Origin of the sequence: Streptomyces sp. NPDC004609 (assembly GCF_042873655.1) — a bacterium.
In the GTDB taxonomy this organism is placed as follows: Bacteria; Actinomycetota; Actinomycetes; order Streptomycetales; family Streptomycetaceae; genus Streptomyces.
In genome coordinates, this window is sequence record NZ_JBIALS010000006.1 from 219385 (window position 1) to 241464 (window position 22080).

A 22080-nucleotide genomic window follows, 5' to 3' on the forward strand; every position below is an offset into this window, starting at 1 on the left:
CAGGGGACAACGGGACCCTCAGCGCCGCCGGTGGACCAGACGGCCGGCGAGTACGGTCGCGACGCAGGTCGCGGCACCCCGTGCGGCGAGGGCCTCCTCGTCCGGGACGTCGAACACGGCGAAGTCCGCGCGGCCGCCCTCTCCCGCGAGAGGTGCCAGGAAGGCGTCGGCCGGGGAGCGTCCGGCGAGCGGGTCCAGCGAGGGCGGACCGGACGGTTCCCCCGGGCGCGGCAGCACTCCCAGGCCCGCGCGGGTGACCGCGTCCAGGACCGAGGGCCGCCGCGGGCTCCCCGCGACGGCGACCGTGCCGTGGGCCAGCATTCGCTGGATGCCCCGGCGGGCGCTCGCGCCCCACCGCACCTCGTCGAGGTCCAGGGCGGCGAGCGCGTCCCCGGTCAGCGGCTCGGTGCCGAGTTCGCGGGCCTCGCGCGGATCGGGGTGGTACGCCTGCTCCAGCAGCTCGGGGCCGTGGGGATTGAGCAGGCCCGGGGTGATGACGCCGGGCCAGCGGCGGACCCGGGCGCCCGGGCGGTCGGCGGCCAGCCGCTCGTACGGGCCGACGGCCTCGATCGCACGGCCACGGACGGCGACGGCCCCGCCCGGGACAGCGGGCAGCCCGCCGCCGGGCAGCAGCAGCGGGGCGGTGTGGATCGTGAGCAAGCCGTTCCGTTTCCGGGCCTCGGTCGGTGGTGCGGGAGCTTCGGCCGGTGTTCCGGAGCCTCAGCCACAGCCGGTGTTCCGGAGCCTCAGCCGTTGTTCCAGAGCCTCAGTTGGCGTTCAGGAGCTTCAGCTCCGGGTGCGCGGTGCCGCCCGCGATCGCCGTGGAGGAGATGTGCGAGGCCACGCGCTCGTCGACCGGGTCGTCCGCCGGGTCCTCGTGCACGACGATGTGCTCGTACGTCGTCGTGCGCTGCGCGGGGACGCGGCCCGCCTTGCGGATCAGATCGATGATCTCCTGCCGGTTCGAGCGGTGCTTGGCGCCCGCCGAGGAGACGACGTTCTCCTCCAGCATGATCGAGCCGAGGTCGTCCGCGCCGTAGTGCAGGGAGAGCTGGCCGATCTCCTTGCCGGTGGTCAGCCAGGAGCCCTGGATATGGGCGACGTTGTCGAGGAAGAGCCGCGCGATCGCGATGATCCGCAGATACTCGAAGATCGTCGCCTGGGTGCGGCCCTTGAGATGGTTGTTCTCGGGCTGGTACGTGTACGGGATGAAGGCCCGGAAGCCTCCCGTCCGGTCCTGGACGTCCCGGATCATGCGCAGATGCTCGATCCGCTCGGCGTTGGTCTCGCCGGTGCCCATCAGCATGGTGGAGGTGGACTCGACGCCCAGGCCGTGCGCGGTCTCCATGATCTCCAGCCAGCGCTCGCCGGACTCCTTGAGCGGGGCGATCGCCTTGCGGGGGCGCTCGGGGAGCAGTTCGGCGCCCGCGCCCGCGAAGGAGTCGAGACCGGCCGCGTGGATCCGGCGGATGGCGTCCTCGACGGTGACACCGGAGATCCGGGCCATGTGCTCGACCTCGGACGCGCCGAGGGAGTGGATCACCAGCTGCGGATAGGCGGCCTTGATGGCGGAGAAGTGCTTCTCGTAGTACTCGACGCCGTAGTCGGGGTGGTGACCGCCCTGGAACATGATCTGGGTGCCGCCCAGCTCCACGGTCTCCGCGCAGCGGCGCAGGATGTCGTCGAGGTCACGGGTCCAGCCCTTGGCGGTGTCCTTCGGCGCGGCGTAGAAGGCGCAGAACTTGCAGGCCGTGACACATACGTTGGTGTAGTTGATGTTGCGTTCGATGATGTACGTCGCGATGTGCTCCGTACCGGCGTAGCGCCTGCGGCGCACGGCGTCGGCGGCGCGGCCCAGCGCGTGCAGGGGGGCCGACCGGTAGAGGTCGAGCGCCTCTTCGGGGGTGATGCGCCCGCCCTCGGCAGCACGGTCCAGCACGGACTGGTGGTCGGCCTTCTCGGTCACCGGGTGTCACCTTTCGGCGGTCGATTCCTGAGCCCGTGCGGATTCGGACACGGATCGTGTACGGGCGGTGTGCGGGCCGGTCCAGCCTACGCCAGGTGCCCCGGCGCCCCTCGGACAGGCCGGACCCCGCCCTTCCGGACGCGCCCCGGGCGCCGTGCCGGAGGCAGCCCCGGTGGTCCGCCCGGCCGGGTGGCTCAGCCGGCCCTCGTCAGGACGGCCTTGGGGTTGCCCGCGCGGGGCTCGTCGGAGAGATACCGCAGACGGGCGCCGTCGAGGCGCAGTTCCACCTTGTGGGTGCCGGAGGTGCAGGTTCCGGACTCGCCGTTGGACTTGCCGTCGGCGACCAGCCGGGCGGCGTTCGCGCCGCGCAGCACCAGATCGTCGACGCAGGTGAGGCCGCCGAGCGCGTTGTACTGGGTGACGGTGCCGATCCGGGCGCCCGTCTTCCCGGCCTTGAGGACGACGACGAACCTCCCGCCCTCGATCTCGCTGCCCGCGATCTCCAGGGTGTAGGGGCCGCTCCAGGTGCCGAGGAACGCCTCGGGGACGTTCTCGGTCCGGCCGCCCGGCGTGGCACCGGGGCCGGTGGTCCCCCGCGGTCCGGTGGAGCTCCGCGCGGTCGCGGAGGGGAGGGGGACGGCCTGGTTGTCCTTGGTGTTGTCAGCGGTCCCCGGCCAGAGGTCGAACAGCAGTGCCGAGCCGAGGGTGGCCGCGACGACGGCGAGGCCGAGAGTGAGCGTCACCGAGCAGGTGACCTTCCGGCGGCGGCCGGAGGCGGTGGGCTCCGGCGGCTCCGGGTGGGGTGCGCTCCCGGCCGTGACCGGGGAACCCGAGACGGTCGCGTCCGGGGCCGCCGGGCCGGACGCGGTCCCGGCAGTGGCGCCGTAGGTCCCGGGGCCGGGGGCCTGGACGGGGACCGGGGCGCCGAATTCACCGGACGGCTTCACCGGCCCGCCGGGCGGGGACGGCTCGACCGGCGGCCCGAACGTGCCGATGGCCGGGCTGCTGAACGGCACCGGCCCCGAGGCCGCCTCGGGCCGCGCGTCCGGGGCGTCCGGCTCCAGATCGAGCAGGGCGACCGCCGCCCGGCTGACCTCCGCCACCAGCGGGCCCGGCAGCCAGCCCGTGCCGACGAGGGCCGCCGCACCGCCGGGTGCCAGGACGCCCGCGATCTCACCGGGCGACGGCCGGGCGGCCGGGTCCTTGGCGAGGCAGCGGGCCACCAGTTCCTTCAGGTCGCCTTTCACCGCGTCCAGTTCGGGTTCCTCGTGGACCACCTTGTAGAGCAGGGTCGCCGACGAGTCGCCCCGGAAGGGGGCCGAACCGGTCGCCGCGTACGCCAGGACGGCGCCCAGCGAGAAGACGTCGGCGGCGCCCGTGACGCCCTTGCCGAGAATGGCCTCCGGGGACATGTAGCCGGGTGAGCCGACGGAGACCCCGGTGGAGGTGAGGGAGGCGGTGCCGTCCGTGGCGCGGGCGATGCCGAAGTCGATCAGGCGCGGCCCGTCGAGGGTGAGCAGCACATTCGACGGCTTGACGTCGCGGTGTACAAGTCCCAGCGTGTGCACGGCCGTCAGCGCCTCGGCGAGCCCGCCGCCCAGCGCGTGGACCGCGGGAGCGGGCAGCGGGCCGTGTCCGGTCACCGCCGCCGAGAGCGGGGGCCCGGCGACATAGCCGGTGGCGACCCAGGGCACGGACGCGTCCGGATCGGCGTCCAGCACGGGCGCGGTCCACTGGCCGCCGACCCGGCGGGCCGCCGCCACCTCGCGCCGGAACCGCTCCCGGAACTCCTCGTCGAGCGCGAAGTGCGGATGGACGACCTTGACCGCGACCGTACGCCCGCCGGCGCTGCGGCCGAGATAGACGCGGCCCATCCCGCCCGCCCCCAGCCGCCCGAGCAGCCGGTACGCACCGATGCTCCGTGGCTCGTCCGGATCCAGCGGCTGCATCCGTCTCCCCCCGTCGAACCCCGGCCCGTACGGCATCTCAGCCTAGAGGAACGAGCCGGTGCGGGGCGGGCCTAACCCACCCCGAGGAGGTCCACGGTGACATCGGCGGCGAAGCCGGACGTCGGACCGGTGCGGCGCGCGAACTCCCGTACGCCCGCGAGCTGGTCGGAGCCGAAACGGAAGTCAAGCGTCCGGAAGTACCGTTCGAGCAGCTCCGCGTCGAACACCTCCCAGCGCGCGGCCTGTTCGGAGACCTTGGCGACCTCCTGGAGCGAAAGATCGCGCGAGGCGAGGAACGCCCGGTGCGCCTCGTCGACCACCCCGGGCTCACGCGCCAGATAGTCCTTGCGGGCCGCCCAGACGGCGAAGACGAACGGCAGCCCCGTCCACTCCTTCCACATCTGTCCCAGATCGTGGACCTGGAGACCGAGTCGGGGGGCCTCGTGGAGCGAGGCGCGCAGGGCCGCGTCGCCGATCAGCACGGCGGCGTCCGCCTCCTGCATCATCACGCCGAGGTCGGGCGGGCAGGTGTAGTAGTCGGGCCTGACCCCGTACCGCTCGGACAGCAGGAGCTGGGCGAGGCGTACCGAGGTGCGCGAGGTGGAGCCGAGGGCGACCCGGGCGCCGTCGAGGTTCTCCAGACCCACCTGCGAGACGATCACACAGGACATCACCGGGCCGTCGCAGCCGACGGCGATGTCGGGGAAGGCGACCAGCCGGTCGGCGTTGCGCAGGAACTCCACGAGACTGATGGGCGCGATGTCGAGTTCGCCGCGCACCAGCCGCTCGCCGAGCTTCTCCGGGGTGTCCTTCGTCAGCTCGAAGTCGAGAAGGGTTCCGGTGCGGGCCAGCCCCCAGTAGAGGGGCAGACAGTTGAGGAACTGGATATGGCCGACGCGGGGCCGGGCGGGGCGCTGTCCGGCCGCCGTCCCGCTGTCGGACGGGGACCGGATTCCGGCCGCCGCCGGGAGGCCGGCTTCGGTGGTTGCTGAGCTTTCTCCGAGACTGTCCACATCGTGAGGCTAGACCCGTGGACGGGTTCCGGACGCGCCGGGGGCGCGCACGGGTCGCATCGCGCCATGGGCCCGACACACCGGGCGCACGCCCTGGACCGGAGTTCCGCGCCCCTCGCGACCTGGGGTTCGTCGGCGAACGGGTGATCCGATCGGGCGTCCGGGTGAAGTGATCATTGCCTCTACCGCTGCGAACACCCTGCGTGCTAGGCTCGACGCAAGTTGCAGTTTGGTTTCCCTTGCAGTACAGAGCCTGCGGAGCATGTGACCCGCAGGCTTTTGTAGTTTTCAGACTTGTTTGCAGGTTCTGGAGCAGGGCAACCCTTTGGCCCAAGGAGGGCTTATGGCTACCGGAACCGTCAAGTGGTTCAACGCTGAAAAGGGCTTCGGCTTCATCGCCCAGGACGGCGGCGGCCCGGATGTCTTCGTCCACTACTCCGCGATCAACGCGTCTGGTTTCCGCTCGCTTGAGGAGAACCAGGTCGTGAACTTCGACGTCACCCAGGGCCCGAAGGGCCCGCAGGCGGAGAACGTCACCCCGGCCTAATCGCCGCGGGTCGACGATCGCGTACGACTTAGCAGTACCCAAGGAGCCCCGTCCGCCAGGAACGGGGCTCCTGCCTTTCCCCCGGCATCACCCGATCGTGTGTTCCTCCGGAACCACCGCATTCGGGAGGGACGGGGAATACGCCCAAGAAAGCGGAGAAAGCCGCAGAAGGGCGCAGGAAGGCGCAGGAAGGCACGGGAAGCGCAGGAATACGGAGAAGTCCGGGAGGAGTCCCGGAGAACCTCCCGCGCAGTGCGAAGGACCCGCGAAAAGCCCCCGAAGTTCCTGAGCGCGCGCTCAGGAACGATGTCGGGGCAGCTCCGGAAGCCTGGTCTCGTACAGCCACATCGTGAACAGCTTGTCCAGGGGCCGGGACGAGTGGCGGCGGGCGAGCGCGATGAACTCCTCGGTCGTCACCACACCGTGCCGGTGGGTCCCGGTCCACTCCCGCAGCAGCGCCACGAACGCCGGATGCCCGATCTCCGTCCGCAGCGCGTGCAGGGTGAGGGCGCCCCGCTCGTAGACCCGGTCGTCGAAGAGCCGGCGCAGCCCGGGGTCGGCGATCCGCATGTCCTGCGGCATCAGCGCGAGCCTGGCCCGGGACCTGGCCGCCATCGCGGCCGTGGGGGGCCCGCCGGCGAGCGGGGACCACAGCCACTCCGCGTACTTCGCGAAGCCCTCGTTCAGCCAGATGTGGCGCCAGTCGGCCACGGTGAGGCTGTTGCCGAACCACTGGTGGGCCAGCTCGTGCGCGATGAGCCGCTCGCTGCCGCGCCGCCCGTCCACATGGTTGGTGCCGAAGACGGACAGGCCCTGCGCCTCCACGGGCACATCCAGCTCCTCGTCGACCACCACGACCGCGTAGTCGTCGAAGGGGTAGGGGCCGAAAAGCTCCTGGAAGGCGGCCATCATCAGCGGCTGACGGGCGAAGTCGTGTTCGAACCGCCCCCCGAGCAGCGCGGCGGGCACCGCGGCGGGCTGTGGCACGGCCCCCGCGGCCTCCTCCCCCTCGACCGGCACGTCCACCAGCTCGTACGGGCCGATCTGCACCGTCGCCAGATAGGTAGCCATCGGCGCGGGCTGCTCGTACACCCAGGTCGTCGTGGAGGCGCTGATCGTCCGGGAGACGAGCCGGCCGTTCGCGACCACGGTGTACGGGGAGGGCGCGGTCACCGCGATCCGGTAGGCGGCCTTGTCGCCGGGGCGGTCGTTGCAGGGGAACCAGGAGCGCGCGCCGTGCGGCTGCGAGGCCACCAGCGCGCCCTCCTCCAGCTGCTCCCAGCCCAGCTCGCCCCAGTCACGGGTACGCACGGGATGCGGCACGCCGGTGTAGCGGACCTCCATCGTGAAGGCGGCCCCCGCCCGGATCGGCTTCACCGGCTTGATGCGGAGCTTGTCGGCGCGGTGGGTGTAGCGGGCGGGGCGGCGGCCGTCGACGAGCACCTTGGTGAGGCGGAACCGCCCGAGGTCGAGAAGGATCTCGGGCAGGGTCCGCGCGGCGACGGCCCGGATCCTGGCGCGGCCCGCGAGCCGGCCGGTGTGCGGGATGTAGTCCAGCTCCAGGTCGTACTCCCCGGTGCTGTAACCACTGTCGCCGTGCTGCGGAAAATACGAATCCGTCACCCTGATGCGTCCTTACCCGACCCGTGCCTGCGAAACCGTACGCGCGGAACCCGTGCCCGCGGGCTCCTGCCGCCGGAACCGTAGACAGGGAACCTGTACGCGTGGAACCGGTGTGCGCGGAACCCGTACGCACCGGGCCGGACCCGTACGCCCGGATCCCGCACCCGCGAAGCCGTACTCACGGAGCCGTGCTCACGAAGCCCGTGATGCCCGTGATGCCCGGCGGCGGGCCGGGCGGCCCGGACGGACCGCCGCACCCGGACCCTGCCACGCGGCGATCGGATTGCCCAGCCAGCGGGTGTCCGCGGGCACCCGCTCCCCGCGCATCACCAGCGACGCCGGACCCGCCACGGCCCGGTCGCCGATCACCGCGCCGGGCAGCGCGATGCCGTGCGGGCCGAGCGTGGCGCCCGCCCCGAGAACGACATTGTCCATCCGCATGATCCGGTCGTGGAAGAGGTGCGTCTGCACCACACAGCCACGGTTCACGCTCGCGCCCCGGCCGACGGTCACGAGGTCGGCCTCCGGCAGCCAGTACGTCTCGCACCAGGCACCGCGCCCGATGCGCGCGCCCAGGCCGCGCAGCCACAGATTCATCAGCGGGGTGCCCGGGACCGCGCCGACCAGCCACGGCACGGCCAGCACCTCGACGAAGGTGTCCGCCAGTTCGTTGCGCCAGACGAAAGCCGACCACAGCGGGTGCTCGACCGCCCGGAACCGGCCGACGAGCACCCATTTGACCGCGAGGGCCGTCAGGGCGGCGGCCAGCCCGCCCACGAGCAGCAGCACCCCGCCGAGCAGCACCGCCACCGGATAGCCGAAACGATCCGCCAGGGCCGCGAAGGCCATGATCCCCAGCACGGCCAGCGCCACACTGCACATCACCGGCACGATCCGGCAGATCTCGACCGCCGCACGCGCCCATTTCAGCCGCGCGGGCGGGTCGAACGTACGGCTCTGGTCGCCCTCCTCCGCCGAGCGCGGCAGCCTCATCGGCGGCATCCCCAGCCAGGAGCTGCCCGCCTTCGCCCGCTTCGGCGTCGCCGACAGCACCCCGACCAGACCGCGCTTGGGCACCCGCCGGCCCGCGGCCGTCATCCCGGAGTTCCCGAGGAACGCGCGTTTGCCGACCCGGGTCTCGGCGATCCGCAGCCGCCCGCCGCCCAGCTCGTACGACGCCACCATGGTGTCGTCGGCCAGGAAGGCGCCGTCACCGACCGACGTCATCGCGGGCAGCGCGAGCACGGTCGACGCCTCGACGCCCCGGCCGACCCTCATCCCGAGCGCCCGCAGCCACACGGGCGTCAGGAGGCTCGCGTACAGCGGGAACAGATGCACCCGCGCCATGTCCATCAGACGCTCGCTCGCCCACGCCTGCCAGGCGATCCGCCCGGCGACGGGGTGGCTGCCCTCGCGCAGCCCGACGCTCAGCGCCCGTACGCCCACGAGGATCAGCAGCGCGTACGTCACCAGGGCGGTGACCGTCGCGAGCGGCACCGCGGCGAGCGGGCCGGGCCCGAGGGTCAGCACCAGCAGCGCGGGCAGGGCCGCGATCGCGGGCAGCAGGCCCAGGAAGAGGGAGGCCACCGCGTAGAGGGCCGTCCAGCGGCGGCGGCGCGGCGGGCGGGGGCCCGCGCCCTTGCGGACCTTGCCGTCGCGGGTGGCGGGCACGCCCGACCAGCGCTCACCGGCCGGTACGGACCCGGTGACGCCCGACCCGGGCGCGATCTCCGACCGCTTCCCGATCCGCGCGCCCGGGAACAGCGTGCTGCGGGCACCGACGACGGCGTCCGCGCCGACGCGCAGGGCTCCGATGTGGAGCCGGTCACCGTCCAGCCAGTGCCCGGACAGATCCACCTCGGGCTCGACGGCCGCGCCCCGGCCGAGCCGGAGCATGCCGGTGACGGGCGGCAGGGCGTGCAGATCGACGTCCTCACCGACGCGTACGCCCAGGGCGCGGGCGTAGTACGTCAGCCAGGAGCCGGCGAGGCTCGTCGCCCCGCTCAGCTCAGCCAGCCGCTCGGCCGTCCACAGCCGCAGATGGGTTCCGCCGCCGCGCGTGTAGGTGCCGGGGCGGACCCGGCGCAGCAGCAGGCGCGCGCCGCCCGCCGCGATGACGATCTTCCCGGGCGGGCTGACGACCAGCAGCCAGCCGAGCGCGACCCACCACCAGGAGACGCCCGGCCCGAGCCCGAGGATGTTCGCGACGGCCGCCGCGACGACGCTCCACCGCAGCCCGGCGACCGTCAGCAGCGGCGCCATGAGCACAAGCTGCGCCAGCTGCGCCCGTACCGGCACGGGCCGTACCTCGCGGGGCTTCCGGCCCTTCGCGGCCGTGGTCTCCAGCGTCCGGGCGAGCGCACCGAGGGTCGGGTTCTGGTAGATGTCCCCGACGGACCCGGTGCCGTAGTGCTCCCTGATCCGGGACACGAGCCGGGCGGCGGACAGGCTGCCGCCGCCGTTCGCGAAGAAGTCCGCGCCGGGCCCGGAGACGGGCACCCCGAGCAGTTCGGTCCACTGCCCGGCGAGCCAGGTCTCGCTCTCCGTGAGCGGTACGGTCTCCTCCGCCGCGCCGGTGCCGGTGTTCGGCAGTGGCCAGGGCAGCGCGTCCCGGTCGACCTTTCCGGACGTCCGGGTCGGCAGCTCCGCCACGACCGCGAGCAGCGGCACCAGGGCGGCGGGCAGTTCCTTGCGGAGCCGGGCGAGGGAGTCGGCGTGGTCGAACTCCCGGGGCCGGGGAGCGGGCGCGGGCCGTTCGAGCCCGTGGTCCGGCGCGGCGGCGGGTTCCGGGGGCGGCGGGGTGTCGTCCGGGACGACGTAGCCGACCAGGATCTGGGTACCGGCGGCCGTCGTACGGACCGCCGAGGCCGCGCCCGCGACGCCCGGGAGGGCCTGGAGCGCGGCGTCGATCTCACCGAGTTCGATCCGGCGTCCGCCCAGCTTGATCTGCTCGTCCGCGCGTCCGACGAACAGCAGGCCCTCCTCCTCGGCGCACACCAGATCACCGCTGCGATAGGCACGCGTCCAGCCGAGGGACGGAAGCGGGGCGTACTTCTCCGCGTCCTTGGCGGGGTCGAGATAGCGGGCGAGACCGGCGCCGCCGATGACCAGCTCGCCGGTTCCGCCCATGGGCACGATCTCACCGCGGGAGTCCACGACGGCCAGCTCCCAGCCGTCGAGCGGCAGCCCGATGCGTACGGGCCCCCGGCCGGTCAGCGGAGCCGCGCAGGCGACGACCGTGGCCTCGGTGGGGCCGTAGGTGTTCCAGACCTCACGTCCGGGGACGGCCATGCGTTCGGCCAGCTCGGGCGGGCATGCCTCACCGCCGAAGATCAGGAGGCGTACGTCGTCGAGCGCGCGGGCTGGCCAGAGCGCCGCGAGCGTGGGGACCGTCGACACGACGGTGATGCGCTGCTCGACGAGCCAGGGGCCGAGGTCGAGTCCGGTACGGACGAGGGAGCGGGGCGCGGGCACCAGGCAGGCACCGTGGCGCCACGCCAGCCACATCTCCTCGCAGGACGCGTCGAAGGCCACGGAGAGCCCGGCGAGCACCCGGTCGCCGGGGCCCAGCGGCGCGTCCCGCAGGAACAGCCGCGCCTCGGCGTCCACGAAGGCGGCCGCGCTGCGGTGGGTGACGGCGACGCCCTTGGGCCTGCCGGTGGAGCCGGAGGTGAAGATGATCCACGCGTCGTCGCCGGGGAGGGGCCGGCGGTACGCGGGCTCGTCCGGGGCGGGTACGGCCGGGTGGGCTCCCCGGGGGGCCGCCGGTGCGCTCGGATCCGGTGTGTCCGGGTCCTGTGCGACCGGGTCCTGTGCGACCGGGTGGGCATCGGTCGGTGTGGGCGGATTCAGTGCGTCCGGGTCGGTACCGCCCGGGGCCGGTGCGGGCGGGTCGGCGGCGCGCGGACCGGCCGGGCCGTCGGCGGCGCACCGCGTGATCGCCCGGCCCTCGCCGATCACCGCGTGAACCGCTGCCTCCGTGAAGACCAGCTCCGCCCGCTCGTCGGGGTCCTCGGCGTCGACCGGGACGTAAGCCGCTCCCGCCGCCAGGACCGCGAGGATCGACACGTACAGATCGGCCGTGCCGGAGGGGACCCGTACGCCGACCCGGTCACCTGCGCCGGCACCGGCGGCGGTGAGCCGCCGCCGCAGTGCCTCGACCTCGTCGAGGAGGGCGCGGTACGTGAGAGGGGTGACGCCGTCGTCCACGGCGAGTGCGTCCGGGTGACGGCGGGCCGTTTCGTCGAGGATGTCGAGCAGAGTGCGGGTGGGGGCCGCGGGCCTCGCGGAGAAGTACGCGAGGGACGCCGCGCCGTCGAGCAGCGGGTCGAGCAGGGCGGCGGGTACCGGGGCGACGGTCATACAGGGCACCCGTCGTCGGCGGACAGGACCCTGCGCGCGGGCTCACCCCGGTCGGTTCGAGGCTGGTGCGTACGCATCTCTCACTCTCCATCCGTCGTGTGGAGTGCGCTGCGAATCCCCGTTCCGCGCACGGCAAACGAGGAGTTTATCCAGCGATGACCCGACTCGCCTGTTGTGAGAGCGCGACCATGGCGTAAGGACCACCCTTGCTCCATGCCCCTGGCGAGACGCATCGTCCCAGCTCGCCACGGCGAGCCGGGCCCCGCCCCGGCGGCCCGTCCGGCGCGGGCACCGCCTCCGGATTGTGGCGAAAGGCACGCCTTGCGGCCCCGACCGGGCGCGGAGCGGTGGCCGTGCCGGGGTGCCACGGGGCGGAGCGGGGGCGTTCCGCCCCGTGGAACAGCGCGACCGCTCGGGCCGACCGGACACGATCACACGCGGCACGGGCCGGGCGCGTCGAGCCCGGAAAGCCGTCCAGGCTCATGAACTCGCTGATCACGATGCGCACGGGACTCGCTCCTTCTGCTCGCTGCTCGGATATCTCCTCAAGACTGCCGCGCCGTCCGGATGTCATCGCGGAATCACCGCACCGAACCCCGCGTCGCCACGCGGATCACCCGGGCCCGCCTCCTGCGGTTCCTTCAGGGGCTGGGGCCGTACATGGCGTACTCCTCGGACCCGGGGCCCGGAACGACCCCGGGCGCGTCCTCGGGGCAGACATACCCGGAAGCAGTTCCACCGCGACCTGATCACTCTTGCGCCGGACGCGAGCACCGCCCGAGAGTGGGGAGACCGCCACCGATCCGAAGGGAGGCGACTGTGAGCGCCGCCGAGCTGGACGTCCGCCACTACACCCACGATGACCTGCCCGAGATCCGGCAGACCGTCATCGACGTGCACGCCGAGGCCCAGGGCGACGACCGGGACAACGAGTTCGCCAAGAAGTTCCCCTGGTTCGTGGATCACTGGGGCGGCCACCCGGAGTACGCCTGCGTGATCGCGTACGACGGTGACGACGCCGTGGGCTTCGCGTACGGAGCCCCGTCGACGCCCCAACGGGAGTGGTGGCGCGAGCACCTCGACCGCGCTCCGGAGAAAGACCGGACGTTCTCCTACTCGGAGCTGGCCGTCAGCACGAAGTGGCGGAAGCAGGGCGTGGCGGAGCTGCTGTCCCGAGCCCTCCTGGAGGGCCGGAACGAGGACCTCGCCGTCCTCCTGGTCGACATCGACCACCCCCGGGTCCAGTCGCTGTACGAGTCCTGGGGCTTCCACAAGGTAGGGGAACGACAGCCGTTCGCGGACTCTCCGGTGTACGCCGTGATGCTCGCCGAGCTACCCCTGACCTGGTAGCGCACTGGTAGAGCACCCGAGCACGGCCGCGCTCACCCGTGGTGAGGCCGGTCCGCGGGGGGGGCATCGCCCCGCAGTGCCCACCTCACGGAAGCGTGTGTGCCGTTCAGGTTCCACCGCCGGACAGAGCGCACGGGACAGGAGGACGGGGCCGGTACGCAGGTGATACCCGAACTCGCCGTCAGCGGGGCCGTGGCGGCGGGGACCCGCTCAGCGAGGGGGCCAGCGCGCGCCCGTCATCAGATCGCCGAGGCCCACCCAGGAGAAGTTCATCAGCGTGGCGGCGGTCTCCTTCGCCGAGACCGCGCCCGTGTCGTTCATCCACTCCGCCAGCGACTCCGCCGCCCCCACCAGTGCCTGTGCCAGCGCGGCCACGTCCCGCCCTGCCAGCTCGGGCTCCCGCCGCACCGCGCCCGCCTCCTGCGCGGCGGCGGCGATCAGCGAGGCCACGTAGTCGACGATCTCGTTCCGCATCGCCCCCGCCTCCCGGGCGAACGGCTCCCCGTGGGTCCGGGCCTGCCGGTGCAGTACGGCCCAGCCGTCCGGGTTCTCCGCGGTGTGCGTGAAGAACGCCGTGAGCCCGGCCCACAGCTGCCGGTCGGCGGACAGCCCCGGCTCGGTCGCCTCCTGTACGGAGGCCAGCAGCGCCGCCGCCTCCCGCCGGATGCACGCGGTGAACAACTCCTCCTTGGAGTTCAGATACAGATACACGAGGGGCTTGGACACCCCGGCGAGTTCGGCTATCTCGTCCATCGACGCCGCGCGGTACCCACGCTGCCCGAAGGTCCGCACGGCGGCGTCCATCATCTGCCGCTCCCGGACGGCGCGCGGCATCCGTTTGCTCCTCGCGCCCTTCACGGCACCCATGCCAAAGACCCCTCCGCCCCGAGCTGGTGAAGATCCACCCCTACTGCTCGGTAAGCCTACGGGTCGCCACAAGGTCCACAACGCGCCAAGGCCCCCGCCTCCGCACCTGCGGAAAGCGGGGGCCTGTGGGCTCCCGGGCCCTTCACAGGGCCGTGATCACGGGGTCGGCGTCAGGCGGCGACGGCGACCTCGCGGCCGGAGTCGATCTCGTCGACCGGCGAAGAAGTGGCCGAGTTGTACACGTCGTGGTCCAGGATCTTCTCCTTCGCGGAGACGATCACGGGGATCAGGGCCTGGCCCGCGACGTTCGTGGCGGTCCGGATCATGTCCAGGATCGGGTCGATCGCCATCAGCAGACCCACGCCCTCCAGCGGGAGGCCCAGCGTGGAGAGGGTCAGGGTGAGCATGACCGTCGCACCGGTCAGGCCCGCCGTGGCCGCCGAGCCGACGACCGAGACGAAGGCGATCAGCAGATAGTCCTGGATGCCGAGCTGGACGTCGAAGATCTGGGCGATGAAGATCGCCGCGAGGGCCGGGTAGATCGCGGCGCAGCCGTCCATCTTGGTGGTCGCGCCGAACGGGACGGCGAAGGACGCGTACTCCTTCGGCACACCGAGCCGCTCGGTGACCTTCTGCGTGACCGGCATCGTGCCGACGGAGGAGCGGGAGACGAAGGCGAGCTGGATCGCGGGCCAGGCGCCCTTGAAGAACTGGAGCGGGTTGACCTTGGCGACCGTCGCGAGCAGCAGCGGGTAGACACCGAACAGCACCAGGGCGCAGCCGATGTAGACGTCGGCGGTGAAGGTCGCGTACTTGCCGATCAGGTCCCAGCCGTAGTCGGCGATGGCGTAGCCGATGAGCCCGATGGTGCCGACCGGCGCGAGGCGGATGACCCACCACAGGGCCTTCTGGAGCAGTTCGAGCACGGCCTCGCTGAGGGTGAGGACCGGCTTGGCCTTCTCGCCGAGCGCGAGGGCCGCGATTCCGGCGACCGCGGAGATGAAGACGATCTGGAGGACGTTCAGCTCGGTGAAGGGCGTGATGACGTCCGTCGGGATGATGCCGGTGAGGAAGTCGATCCAGCTGCCCTGGTTCTCGGGGAGCTTGCCGTCCTTCGGGGTGAGCCCGGTGCCCGAGCCCGGGTTGGTGAGCAGGCCGATCGTGATGCCGATGGCGACCGCGATCAGCGAGGTGATCATGAACCAGAGGAGGGTGCGGGAGGCCAGCCGGGCGGCGTTGTTGACCTTCCGCAGATTGGTGATGGACACCAGGATCGCGAAGAAGACGAGGGGTGCGACAGCCAGCTTCAGCAGCCGGATGAAGATGTCGCCGACCTGCTCAAGGGTGTCCTTGAGCCAGCCGATGTCCTGGCCCCGGGCGAGCCAGCCGAGGAGGACACCGAGCACCAGACCGGCGACGATCTGGGCCCAGAAGGGGACCTTCGGTATGCGGAAGCCGGAACCCGAGGGCTTTCCGGCAGCGGGGGACGTCGTGTTCGCGGACACGGACACACTCCAGTGATGACGAAGGGGGGAGAAGAGCGGGGTGGCGGCGCCCGTGCGCGAGTAGGGGCGATTCCGCTTGGTGATGCCGGGGTCAGACCGAGCGGCAACAGACCGCCGACATACAGCGGCAGAGATCGACATGCAGGCGCGCCACGAGCGGGGGGCTCGCGGCATCGTGGTGGCGCACTGCTGTCTTCATCATGCATACGTTAACACTTGAACTTTGAGGTTCTCAAAGGCCCCCTTGGGGTCCGGGTGGGATGAGGCCCGTTGTCGACGCGACGGGGCCAAAACGTTTCCCCAGGCCCCCGGGGCCGCCGGGCACCCCGGACCCGGAACGCCGCCGGGGCGCAGGCGGCCTCGGGGGTGCCCGGACGGCCCCCAGGGCCGCCCCTGGAACACGGCCGCGCCCCCGGCGGGAGCGGTCCGCTCTCGCCGGGGGCGTGTGAGATATCCGATATACGGGGATACGCGGGCCTCGGGCAGGCCGTGTGCGTCCCTGGCCTCGTGGGGCCGGCGCCCGGGTCCATGCGCGGCCGGGGAAAGGACCCGTACGGCCCCCGCGCACCACTCTGATGGCAGAAGGCCCGTAGGGGACCAGCCGCCAGGACCGGCCGCACGGCTCTGCGGACCGACCGCGCCGGACCGGCCGGTCGGGAACGGGACGGTGCCTCGGCCACCCCGCGTGTGTGCCCCGGCGCACCCGGGCACACACCGACGGGCCCGCGTACGCAACCCTCCCGGGCACCCGCCGGAGCGGTCGCGGGGATGTCGCGAGTGATGACGAGCGCCAGCCCCTCCGGCGCACCCGCCCGAGCGGTCGCCCGCCGGTCACGGAGCTCATCCGGGCCGGAAACCCGTCGGGCCCGTCGGGGGTCACAGGCTCGCGGGCTCATCCCGCCGGAGGGAACTCATCCGGGCGGGGCTCCGGGCCGGTGGGCCCGTCCGGGTCGTGGACTCAGGCCGTGCTGTCCTGGACGCCGTCCTCCTGCGTCCGGTTGGCCTCCAGGCGTGCCTTCGCCCGGTCGACCTTGTCGACGATCTGCTCGGACATCGCGTCGCGCTGCCTGCGCAGCAGCACGAAGCTGAGGGGCGCGGACAGCACCAGCGCGAGCAGCACGACCCAGACGAAGTTGGAGTCGCCGAGCCCCTTCGGCAGGATGCCGAACTGGACGAGGACGGCCACCACGACGAAGCAGCCGGCGAAGACGGCGAGTCGCATACCGGTGTACTTGATCGCGGCGCTCGACTTGGCTGACACGGCAGGGCCCTTCTCTCTTCCGGCGCGCACGCGGAGGCGGCTGCCTCCGCGGACGCGGATGTCCTCGAACCAGTGAAGCACGGACGGAAATCGATCAGTACAGCGGCAGGAGCATGGTGATGTCGTCGCGGTCGTCACCGTCGGCGACCCGGATCGCGCCGGGCACCCGTCCGACCTCCTTGTAGCCGCAGGAGGCGTAGAACCGCTCGATGCCCGTGCCGCCCCGGCAGCCGAGCCGGATCGCCTCGATGCCCTCGAATCCACGGGCCGCCGCGGCGACCGCGGCCATCAGCTCACGGCCGTGGCCACCGCCCTGGAGACGGGGGTGGACCATCACGGTGTAGAGCCAGACCCAGTGGGTCATCAGCCGGTGGGAGTTGAAGGAGAAGAAGGCGGTGGCCGCGACCTCGCCGTCCGCGTCACGGCCGACGAGCAGCCGGGCGGAGCCGTCGGCCATGGCGGCGAAGTGGCGGACCAGTTCGGGGCGTATGTCGTCGGCGGTGACGGGCGGGACGAAGCCGACCGCCCCGCCCGCGTTGGTGACATCGGTCCAGAGCCGGACGATGCCGTCGCGCAGGGCGGGGCCGACGGACGGGTCGAGCGTGTGGCGCAGTGCCATCAGACGCGCATGGGCTGCGGGGACTCGCGGCGGTCGGCCTCCGGGCCCGGGTACTCGCGGATGATCTCGTACCGGGTGTTCCGCTCGACCGGGCGGAACCCGGCGTCCCGGATCAGCTCCAGCAGATCGTCGCGGGTCAGCTTGTTGGGCGTGCCGTAGTTGTCCGCGTCGTGGGTGATCTTGTACTCGACGACCGAGCCGTCCATGTCGTCGGCGCCGTGCTGGAGGGCGAGCTGCGCGGTCTGCACTCCGTGCATCACCCAGAAGACCTTGACGTGCGGGACGTTGTCGAAGAGGAGCCGGGAGACCGCGAAGGTCTTCAGCGCCTCGGCGCCGGTGGCCATGGTGGTACGGGCCTGGAGCCGGTTGCGGACCTTGCCGTCCTTCATGTCCACGAAGTCGTGCTGGTAGCGGAGCGGGATGAAGACCTGGAAGCCGCCGGTCTCGTCCTGGAGTTCACGCAGCCGCAGGACGTGGTCGACGCGGTGGCGGGGCTCCTCGATGTGCCCGTACAGCATGGTGCACGGGGTCTTGAGGCCCTTGCCGTGCGCGAGGCGGTGGATGCGCGACCAGTCCTCCCAGTGGGTCTTGTGGTCGACGATGTGCTGGCGGATCTCCCAGTCGAAGATCTCCGCGCCGCCGCCGGTGAGGGATTCGAGCCCGGCCTCGATGAGCTCGTCGAGGATGTCGGAGGCGGACATCCCGGAGATGGTCTCGAAGTGGTGGATCTCGGTGGCGGTGAACGCCTTGAGGGAGACGTCGGGGAGTGCTTCCTTCAGCGCCGAGAGCGACCGGGGGTAGTAGCGCCAGGGCAGATTGGGGTGGAGCCCGTTGACGATGTGCAGTTCGGTGAGGTTCTCGTTCTCCATCGCCTTGGCGAGGCGGACGGCCTCCTCGATGCGCATGGTGTACGCGTCCTTCTCGCCCGGCTTGCGCTGGAACGAGCAGTACGCGCACGACGCGGTGCACACATTGGTCATATTGAGGTGGCGGTTGACGTTGAAGTGGACGACGTCGCCGTTCTTGCGGGTACGCACCTCGTGGGCGAGGCCGCCGAGCCAGGCCAGGTCGTCCGATGCGTAGAGCGCGATCCCGTCCTCACGGGTCAGCCGCTCACCGGCTCCGACCTTCTCCTCCAGCTCGCGCTTGAGCCCAGCGTCCATGCGCCCGCCTCCCATAATCTCCGTCAATCGGGCCTTCCCACCGTACTCCCTGGCGTCCGGCGGCCTGGGGTACCCCCTGACCGGCCCTCACACCTGCTCGGGCAGGTCCCCGACCCGGTTCTCCCACTTGGTGGAGAGCACGATCGTCGTCCTCGTACGGGAGACGCCGCGGGTGCCGCTCAGCCGGCGGATCGTCTTCTCCAGACCGTCGACGTCGCTCGCCCGGATCTTGAGCATGTAGGAGTCGTCGCCCGCGATGAACCAGCAGTCCTCGATCTCGGCGAGGTCCCGCAGCCGGCGGGCGACGTCCTCGTGGTCGGCGGCGTCGGAGAGCGAGATGCCGATGAGGGCGGTCACGCCTAGGCCGAGGGAGGCCGCGTCGACGGTGGCGCGGTAGCCGGTGATGACACCCGCGGCCTCCAGCCGGTTGATCCGGTCGGTGACGCTCGGCCCGGAGAGGCCGACGAGCCGTCCCAGCTCGGCGTAGGAGGCCCTGCCGTTCTCCCGGAGGGCCTGGATGAGCTGCCTGTCCACCGCGTCCATATGCCTGGAGCCTTCCATATTCAGCAATCCAGCGAAGTATTAGATTGAATCTAAGGCATGCAGAGCAAAATTCCTGCGAATCTTGCACAGTTCAAGAGATGATCTTTTCGGGACACCCGGCCGGGTACCGGCGGGCGCAGGGCCGGGAGCGGCAGGACTCGCAGCAGCGGAGCCGCCGGCCGGAGCGGATACGCGCGGGGCCGGGGACACCGGTACGGGGACCGGCGCGGACACGGCAGCGGTGGAGACCATCGCCGGCCGTACTACGCGCCGCGGGAGGCGCCCAGCTCCCCCTCCCAGCGGCGGTAGAGCCCGTGCGGCACCCCCGCCGCGTCCAGCACCCGCCCGGCGACGAAGTCCACCAGGTCCTGGATGTGCGTCGCGCCCGCGTAGAACGCAGGGGACGCGGGCAGCACCACGGCGCCCGCCTCGTCGAGGGCCACCAGGTGCTTCAGCGTCTGCCCGTTCAGCGGGGTCTCCCGCACGGCGACGACCAGCGGCCGCCGCTCCTTGAGCGTCACGCTCGCCGCGCGCTGGAGCAGGTCCTTGGAGAGCCCGAGCGCCACCCCCGCGACGGACGCGGTGGACGCGGGCACGATCAGCATCCCCTTGACGGGGTACGACCCCGAGGACGGCCCGGCGGCCAGATCTCCGGCCGCCCAGTGCCGTACACCCCCGACGTCCACCCGGAACGTGCCGGGCTTGCCGTCCGCCCCGCGCGCGAGCCACTCCCGCAGATCCTCCCGCCAGTGCGCGTCCCGGAAGGCGATCCCGGTCTCGTCGAGCAGGGTCAGACGCGATGCCCGCGAGACCACGAGATCGACGCTCTCCCCCGCGTCGAGCAGACCGCGCAGCACGGCGGCGGCATAGGGCGTGCCGGACGCCCCGGAGACACCGACGATCCACGGGCGGCGGGGGTTCTCTGCTGCTTGCTCCACACAGGGGAGCCTATCCGGCGGCGCGTACCAGGAACTGAACACGGTGTACCGGACGTTTTCCGGTGAGAATGCCGGGACTCTGCCAGGCGCTGAAGTGATCAGGATCGGGGGGTGTGATGGCGGGTACAGGCGTCACCGGGCGGCGCACGGCGGACCGTGCGAAGGCCGCCGCAGGGCTGATGGTGGGCTGGGTGGCCCTGCTGTGGGTGCTGGAGGCCATCGATGTGGCGAGCGGCCACGCCCTGGACGCGTACGGGGTGATCCCCCGCGAGGTGTCCGAGCTGCCCGACATCGTCCCCTCGGCCTTCATGCACTTCGGCTTCGGCCATGTCGCCGCCAACAGCGTCCCCCTGCTGGTGTTCGGTTTCCTGGCCGCGCTCGGCGGTATCCGGCGCTTCCTGGCCGTGTCCCTGATGATCGTCGTGGTGGACGGGCTGGGCGTCTGGCTCGTCTCGCCGGGCAACACCAACACCGCCGGGGCGTCGGGCCTGATATTCGGCCTCTTCGGCTATCTGGTCATCCGCGGCTTCGTCGACCGCAAGCTCGTCGAGGTCGGCGTCGGTCTGCTGATAGGCGCGGTCTGGGGCAGCAGCATCCTGCTGGGCCTCTCCCCCGCCAACACCGGCGTGAGCTGGCAGGGCCATCTGTTCGGCCTGATCGCGGGCATCGCCGCGGCGTTCGTCTTCCGCCGCCGCAGGACGCCCGCCGTCGTGTACGGCGGCGCTGTGGGGTGAGCGGCTTCGCCGGGTGAGCCGAGGGGCGCACGGTCCAGCGACCGTGCCGACCGGTCCCTTGTTCCCAGCCGTACGCCGAACCGACCGGAGTCAGGCGCCGGGGCTCAGCCCGCCCGGCCGACCTTGACCACGTAGACCGTGACGGTTCTGTCGTCGGGGCGGTACAGCACCCGCCAGGTCCCGACCCGCAGCCGGTAGTACCCCGACCCGCCCAGCGGTCGGGCCTCCGGGGGCCGTGGTTCGTCGGCGAGCCCGCTGATGGCGGCGACACACGCCTTCGCCCCGATCGGGTCGATCAGGCGAAGCGCCCGGAACTCCTGAGTCGCGGCCGGCTCCCAGAGCAGGGTGTGAGTCACTGGCCGGCCTGCCGGTCCTCGGCTTCCAGCTGGGCCATGAACGCGTCATGACCGACCGGGGGCTCGCTCCGCTCGGCCTCCCGCCGCCGCGCCTCCGCCACATCGGCTTCGTCCCGCAGCCGCTCCAGTTCCTCAAGTTCCTCCACCGGGACCAGAGCCGCGGCGGGCTTTCCGTACTCACTGATGAGGATCTGCTCATGGCCATGCCGCACCCGGCCGACCAGTTGGCCAAGCTGATTGCGCGCTTCCACCAAGGCATAGGTCTCCATGCGCAGAACTGTACACACCCGCGGGTCCGTACACTCCTGATTCAGGAAATCGCCCCCTGGGTCCGGCCTACACCGTCAGGCCCCGCACCAGCAGATCCAGCAGAGCGCACACGAAGAGGGTGATGCCGATAAAACCGTTGACGGTGAAGAACGCCCTGTTCAGCCGGGACAGATCGTGCGGCCGGACGATCGTGTGCTCGTAGAGGAACGCCCCCGCCACGATCACCAGCCCCAGCCAGAAGAACGCCCCCGCGTCCGTCGCCAGCGCGTACCAGACGAGGAGTCCGGTCGTGACGGCGTGGCACACGCGCGCCCCGTGGAGCGCGGCCGGTACGCCGAAGCGCGCCGGGAAGGACATAACGCCCTCCGCGCGGTCCGCCTGGACGTCCTGGGTGGCGAAGATCAGGTCGAAGCCGCCGATCCAGATGCCGACCGCGAGCCCCAGGATCACCGCGTCCCACGACCAGGTCCCGGTGACCGCGAGCCAGGCGCCGATGGGGCCCATGGCCTGGGCGAGGCCGAGGATGGCGTGCGGGAAGTTGGTGAACCGCTTGCCGTACGGATAGACCACCATCGGGATCACCGCGATCGGCGCGAGCGCCAGACAGAGCGGGTTGAGCAGGGCCGCCGCGCCCAGAAAGACGACGAGGGCGACCAGCGCGCCCGTCCACGCGGACCGCACGCTCACCGCGCCGGTGACCAGTTCCCTGTTCGCCGTACGGGGGTTACGGGCGTCGATCTCCCGGTCGATGATCCGGTTGCAGGCCATCGCGAAGGTCCGCAGCCCCACCATCGCGACGGTGACGAGCAGCAGCCTGACCCAGTGGATGTTCCCGTCGAGCAGGAACATCGCGGTGAGGGAGGCGATGTACGCGAACGGCAGCGCGAAGACCGAGTGCTCGATCATCACGAGCCGCAGAAACGCCTTGGCCCCGCCCCTCGGCCGCGCGGGGCCGGGGACGGGCACTCCCTGAGCGGCCGATGTCATACGGAGTCCTTCCGCGACGCGCCCCTG

19 protein-coding genes are annotated in these 22080 nt (G+C 71.9%); 3 read left to right on the top strand and 16 right to left on the bottom strand.

The window, feature by feature from the left end; genetic code table 11:
- Positions 1–18 precede the first annotated feature (18 nt).
- The 4 genes from ACFYT4_RS08610 to ACFYT4_RS08625 form a co-directional block, all read right to left on the bottom strand.
- Positions 19–660: a hypothetical protein gene (locus tag ACFYT4_RS08610; RefSeq protein WP_389266611.1), complete on the bottom strand. Its 642-nt coding sequence runs from the start codon at positions 658–660 to the stop codon at positions 19–21.
- Positions 661–766: 106 nt separating this feature from the next.
- Positions 767–1966, bottom strand: a complete 1200-nt coding sequence (mqnC, locus tag ACFYT4_RS08615) for a cyclic dehypoxanthinyl futalosine synthase (RefSeq protein ID WP_389266612.1) — start codon at positions 1964–1966, stop codon at positions 767–769.
- A 194-nt stretch (positions 1967–2160) separates the two neighbouring features.
- Entirely contained in the window at positions 2161–3915 is a 1755-nt protein-coding gene (locus tag ACFYT4_RS08620; RefSeq protein ID WP_389266614.1) for a protein kinase, read from the bottom strand.
- Between the two features lie 71 nt (positions 3916–3986).
- Positions 3987–4868, bottom strand: a complete 882-nt coding sequence (locus ACFYT4_RS08625; RefSeq protein WP_389266790.1) for a menaquinone biosynthetic enzyme MqnA/MqnD family protein — start codon at positions 4866–4868, stop codon at positions 3987–3989.
- A gap of 403 nt (positions 4869–5271) precedes the next feature.
- Between ACFYT4_RS08625 and ACFYT4_RS08630 the strand changes: the two genes are divergently transcribed.
- Positions 5272–5475 carry a cold-shock protein gene (locus ACFYT4_RS08630; protein ID WP_003967102.1) on the top strand — a complete coding sequence of 68 codons (204 nt, stop codon included), beginning with the start codon at positions 5272–5274 and terminating at the stop codon, positions 5473–5475.
- 297 nt (positions 5476–5772) lie between these two features.
- On the opposite strand, the gene ACFYT4_RS08635 is transcribed toward ACFYT4_RS08630, so the two are convergent.
- Together ACFYT4_RS08635 and ACFYT4_RS08640 are read right to left on the bottom strand one after the other, a co-directional pair.
- Entirely contained in the window at positions 5773–7098 is a 1326-nt protein-coding gene (locus tag ACFYT4_RS08635; RefSeq protein ID WP_389266616.1) for a M1 family metallopeptidase, read from the bottom strand.
- 192 nt (positions 7099–7290) lie between these two features.
- On the bottom strand, positions 7291–11460 hold the full coding sequence (locus ACFYT4_RS08640) for a Pls/PosA family non-ribosomal peptide synthetase (RefSeq protein ID WP_389266618.1): 4170 nt from the start codon (positions 11458–11460) through the stop codon (positions 7291–7293).
- Positions 11461–12279: 819 nt separating this feature from the next.
- Between ACFYT4_RS08640 and ACFYT4_RS08645 the strand changes: the two genes are divergently transcribed.
- Entirely contained in the window at positions 12280–12810 is a 531-nt protein-coding gene (locus tag ACFYT4_RS08645; RefSeq protein WP_389266620.1) for a GNAT family N-acetyltransferase, read from the top strand.
- 210 nt (positions 12811–13020) lie between these two features.
- Here ACFYT4_RS08645 and ACFYT4_RS08650 read toward each other — a convergent pair whose 3' ends face one another.
- The 7 genes from ACFYT4_RS08650 to ACFYT4_RS08680 all read right to left on the bottom strand — a co-directional run bounded on the left by ACFYT4_RS08650 (position 13021) and on the right by ACFYT4_RS08680 (position 19706).
- Positions 13021–13677 (bottom strand): TetR/AcrR family transcriptional regulator, encoded by a 657-nt coding sequence (locus ACFYT4_RS08650; RefSeq protein ID WP_389266622.1) that lies wholly within the window; start codon positions 13675–13677, stop codon positions 13021–13023.
- A 170-nt stretch (positions 13678–13847) separates the two neighbouring features.
- On the bottom strand, positions 13848–15182 hold the full coding sequence (locus tag ACFYT4_RS08655) for a dicarboxylate/amino acid:cation symporter (RefSeq protein WP_389266624.1): 1335 nt from the start codon (positions 15180–15182) through the stop codon (positions 13848–13850).
- Between the two features lie 958 nt (positions 15183–16140).
- A complete protein-coding gene (locus ACFYT4_RS08660; protein ID WP_389266627.1) occupies positions 16141–16443 on the bottom strand; it encodes a DUF4229 domain-containing protein in 303 nt (100 codons plus the stop codon).
- Between the two features lie 94 nt (positions 16444–16537).
- A complete protein-coding gene (locus tag ACFYT4_RS08665; RefSeq protein WP_389266629.1) occupies positions 16538–17062 on the bottom strand; it encodes a GNAT family N-acetyltransferase in 525 nt (174 codons plus the stop codon).
- Positions 17062–18225 (bottom strand): aminofutalosine synthase MqnE, encoded by a 1164-nt coding sequence (gene mqnE / locus ACFYT4_RS08670; protein ID WP_389266630.1) that lies wholly within the window; start codon positions 18223–18225, stop codon positions 17062–17064. The genes ACFYT4_RS08665 and mqnE overlap by 1 nt, the downstream gene beginning before the upstream one ends.
- An 87-nt stretch (positions 18226–18312) precedes the next feature.
- Entirely contained in the window at positions 18313–18768 is a 456-nt protein-coding gene (locus ACFYT4_RS08675; protein ID WP_389266792.1) for an Lrp/AsnC family transcriptional regulator, read from the bottom strand.
- A gap of 263 nt (positions 18769–19031) precedes the next feature.
- Positions 19032–19706: a UbiX family flavin prenyltransferase gene (locus tag ACFYT4_RS08680; RefSeq protein WP_389266632.1), complete on the bottom strand. Its 675-nt coding sequence runs from the start codon at positions 19704–19706 to the stop codon at positions 19032–19034.
- Between the two features lie 116 nt (positions 19707–19822).
- Here ACFYT4_RS08680 and ACFYT4_RS08685 point away from each other — a divergent pair, with 116 nt between their 5' ends.
- On the top strand, positions 19823–20440 hold the full coding sequence (locus tag ACFYT4_RS08685; protein WP_389266634.1) for a rhomboid family intramembrane serine protease: 618 nt from the start codon (positions 19823–19825) through the stop codon (positions 20438–20440).
- Between the two features lie 104 nt (positions 20441–20544).
- On the opposite strand, the gene ACFYT4_RS08690 is transcribed toward ACFYT4_RS08685, so the two are convergent.
- The 3 genes from ACFYT4_RS08690 to mqnP form a co-directional block, all read right to left on the bottom strand.
- Entirely contained in the window at positions 20545–20796 is a 252-nt protein-coding gene (locus tag ACFYT4_RS08690; RefSeq protein WP_389266635.1) for a type II toxin-antitoxin system RelE/ParE family toxin, read from the bottom strand.
- Complete coding sequence (locus tag ACFYT4_RS08695) at positions 20793–21065, bottom strand: type II toxin-antitoxin system Phd/YefM family antitoxin (RefSeq protein ID WP_389266637.1); 273 nt, start codon at positions 21063–21065, stop codon at positions 20793–20795. Before ACFYT4_RS08695 ends, ACFYT4_RS08690 begins: the two co-directional genes overlap by 4 nt.
- Before the next feature lie 67 nt (positions 21066–21132).
- A complete protein-coding gene (gene mqnP, locus ACFYT4_RS08700) occupies positions 21133–22053 on the bottom strand; it encodes a menaquinone biosynthesis prenyltransferase MqnP (protein ID WP_389266640.1) in 921 nt (306 codons plus the stop codon).
- Positions 22054–22080: the final 27 nt, after the last annotated feature.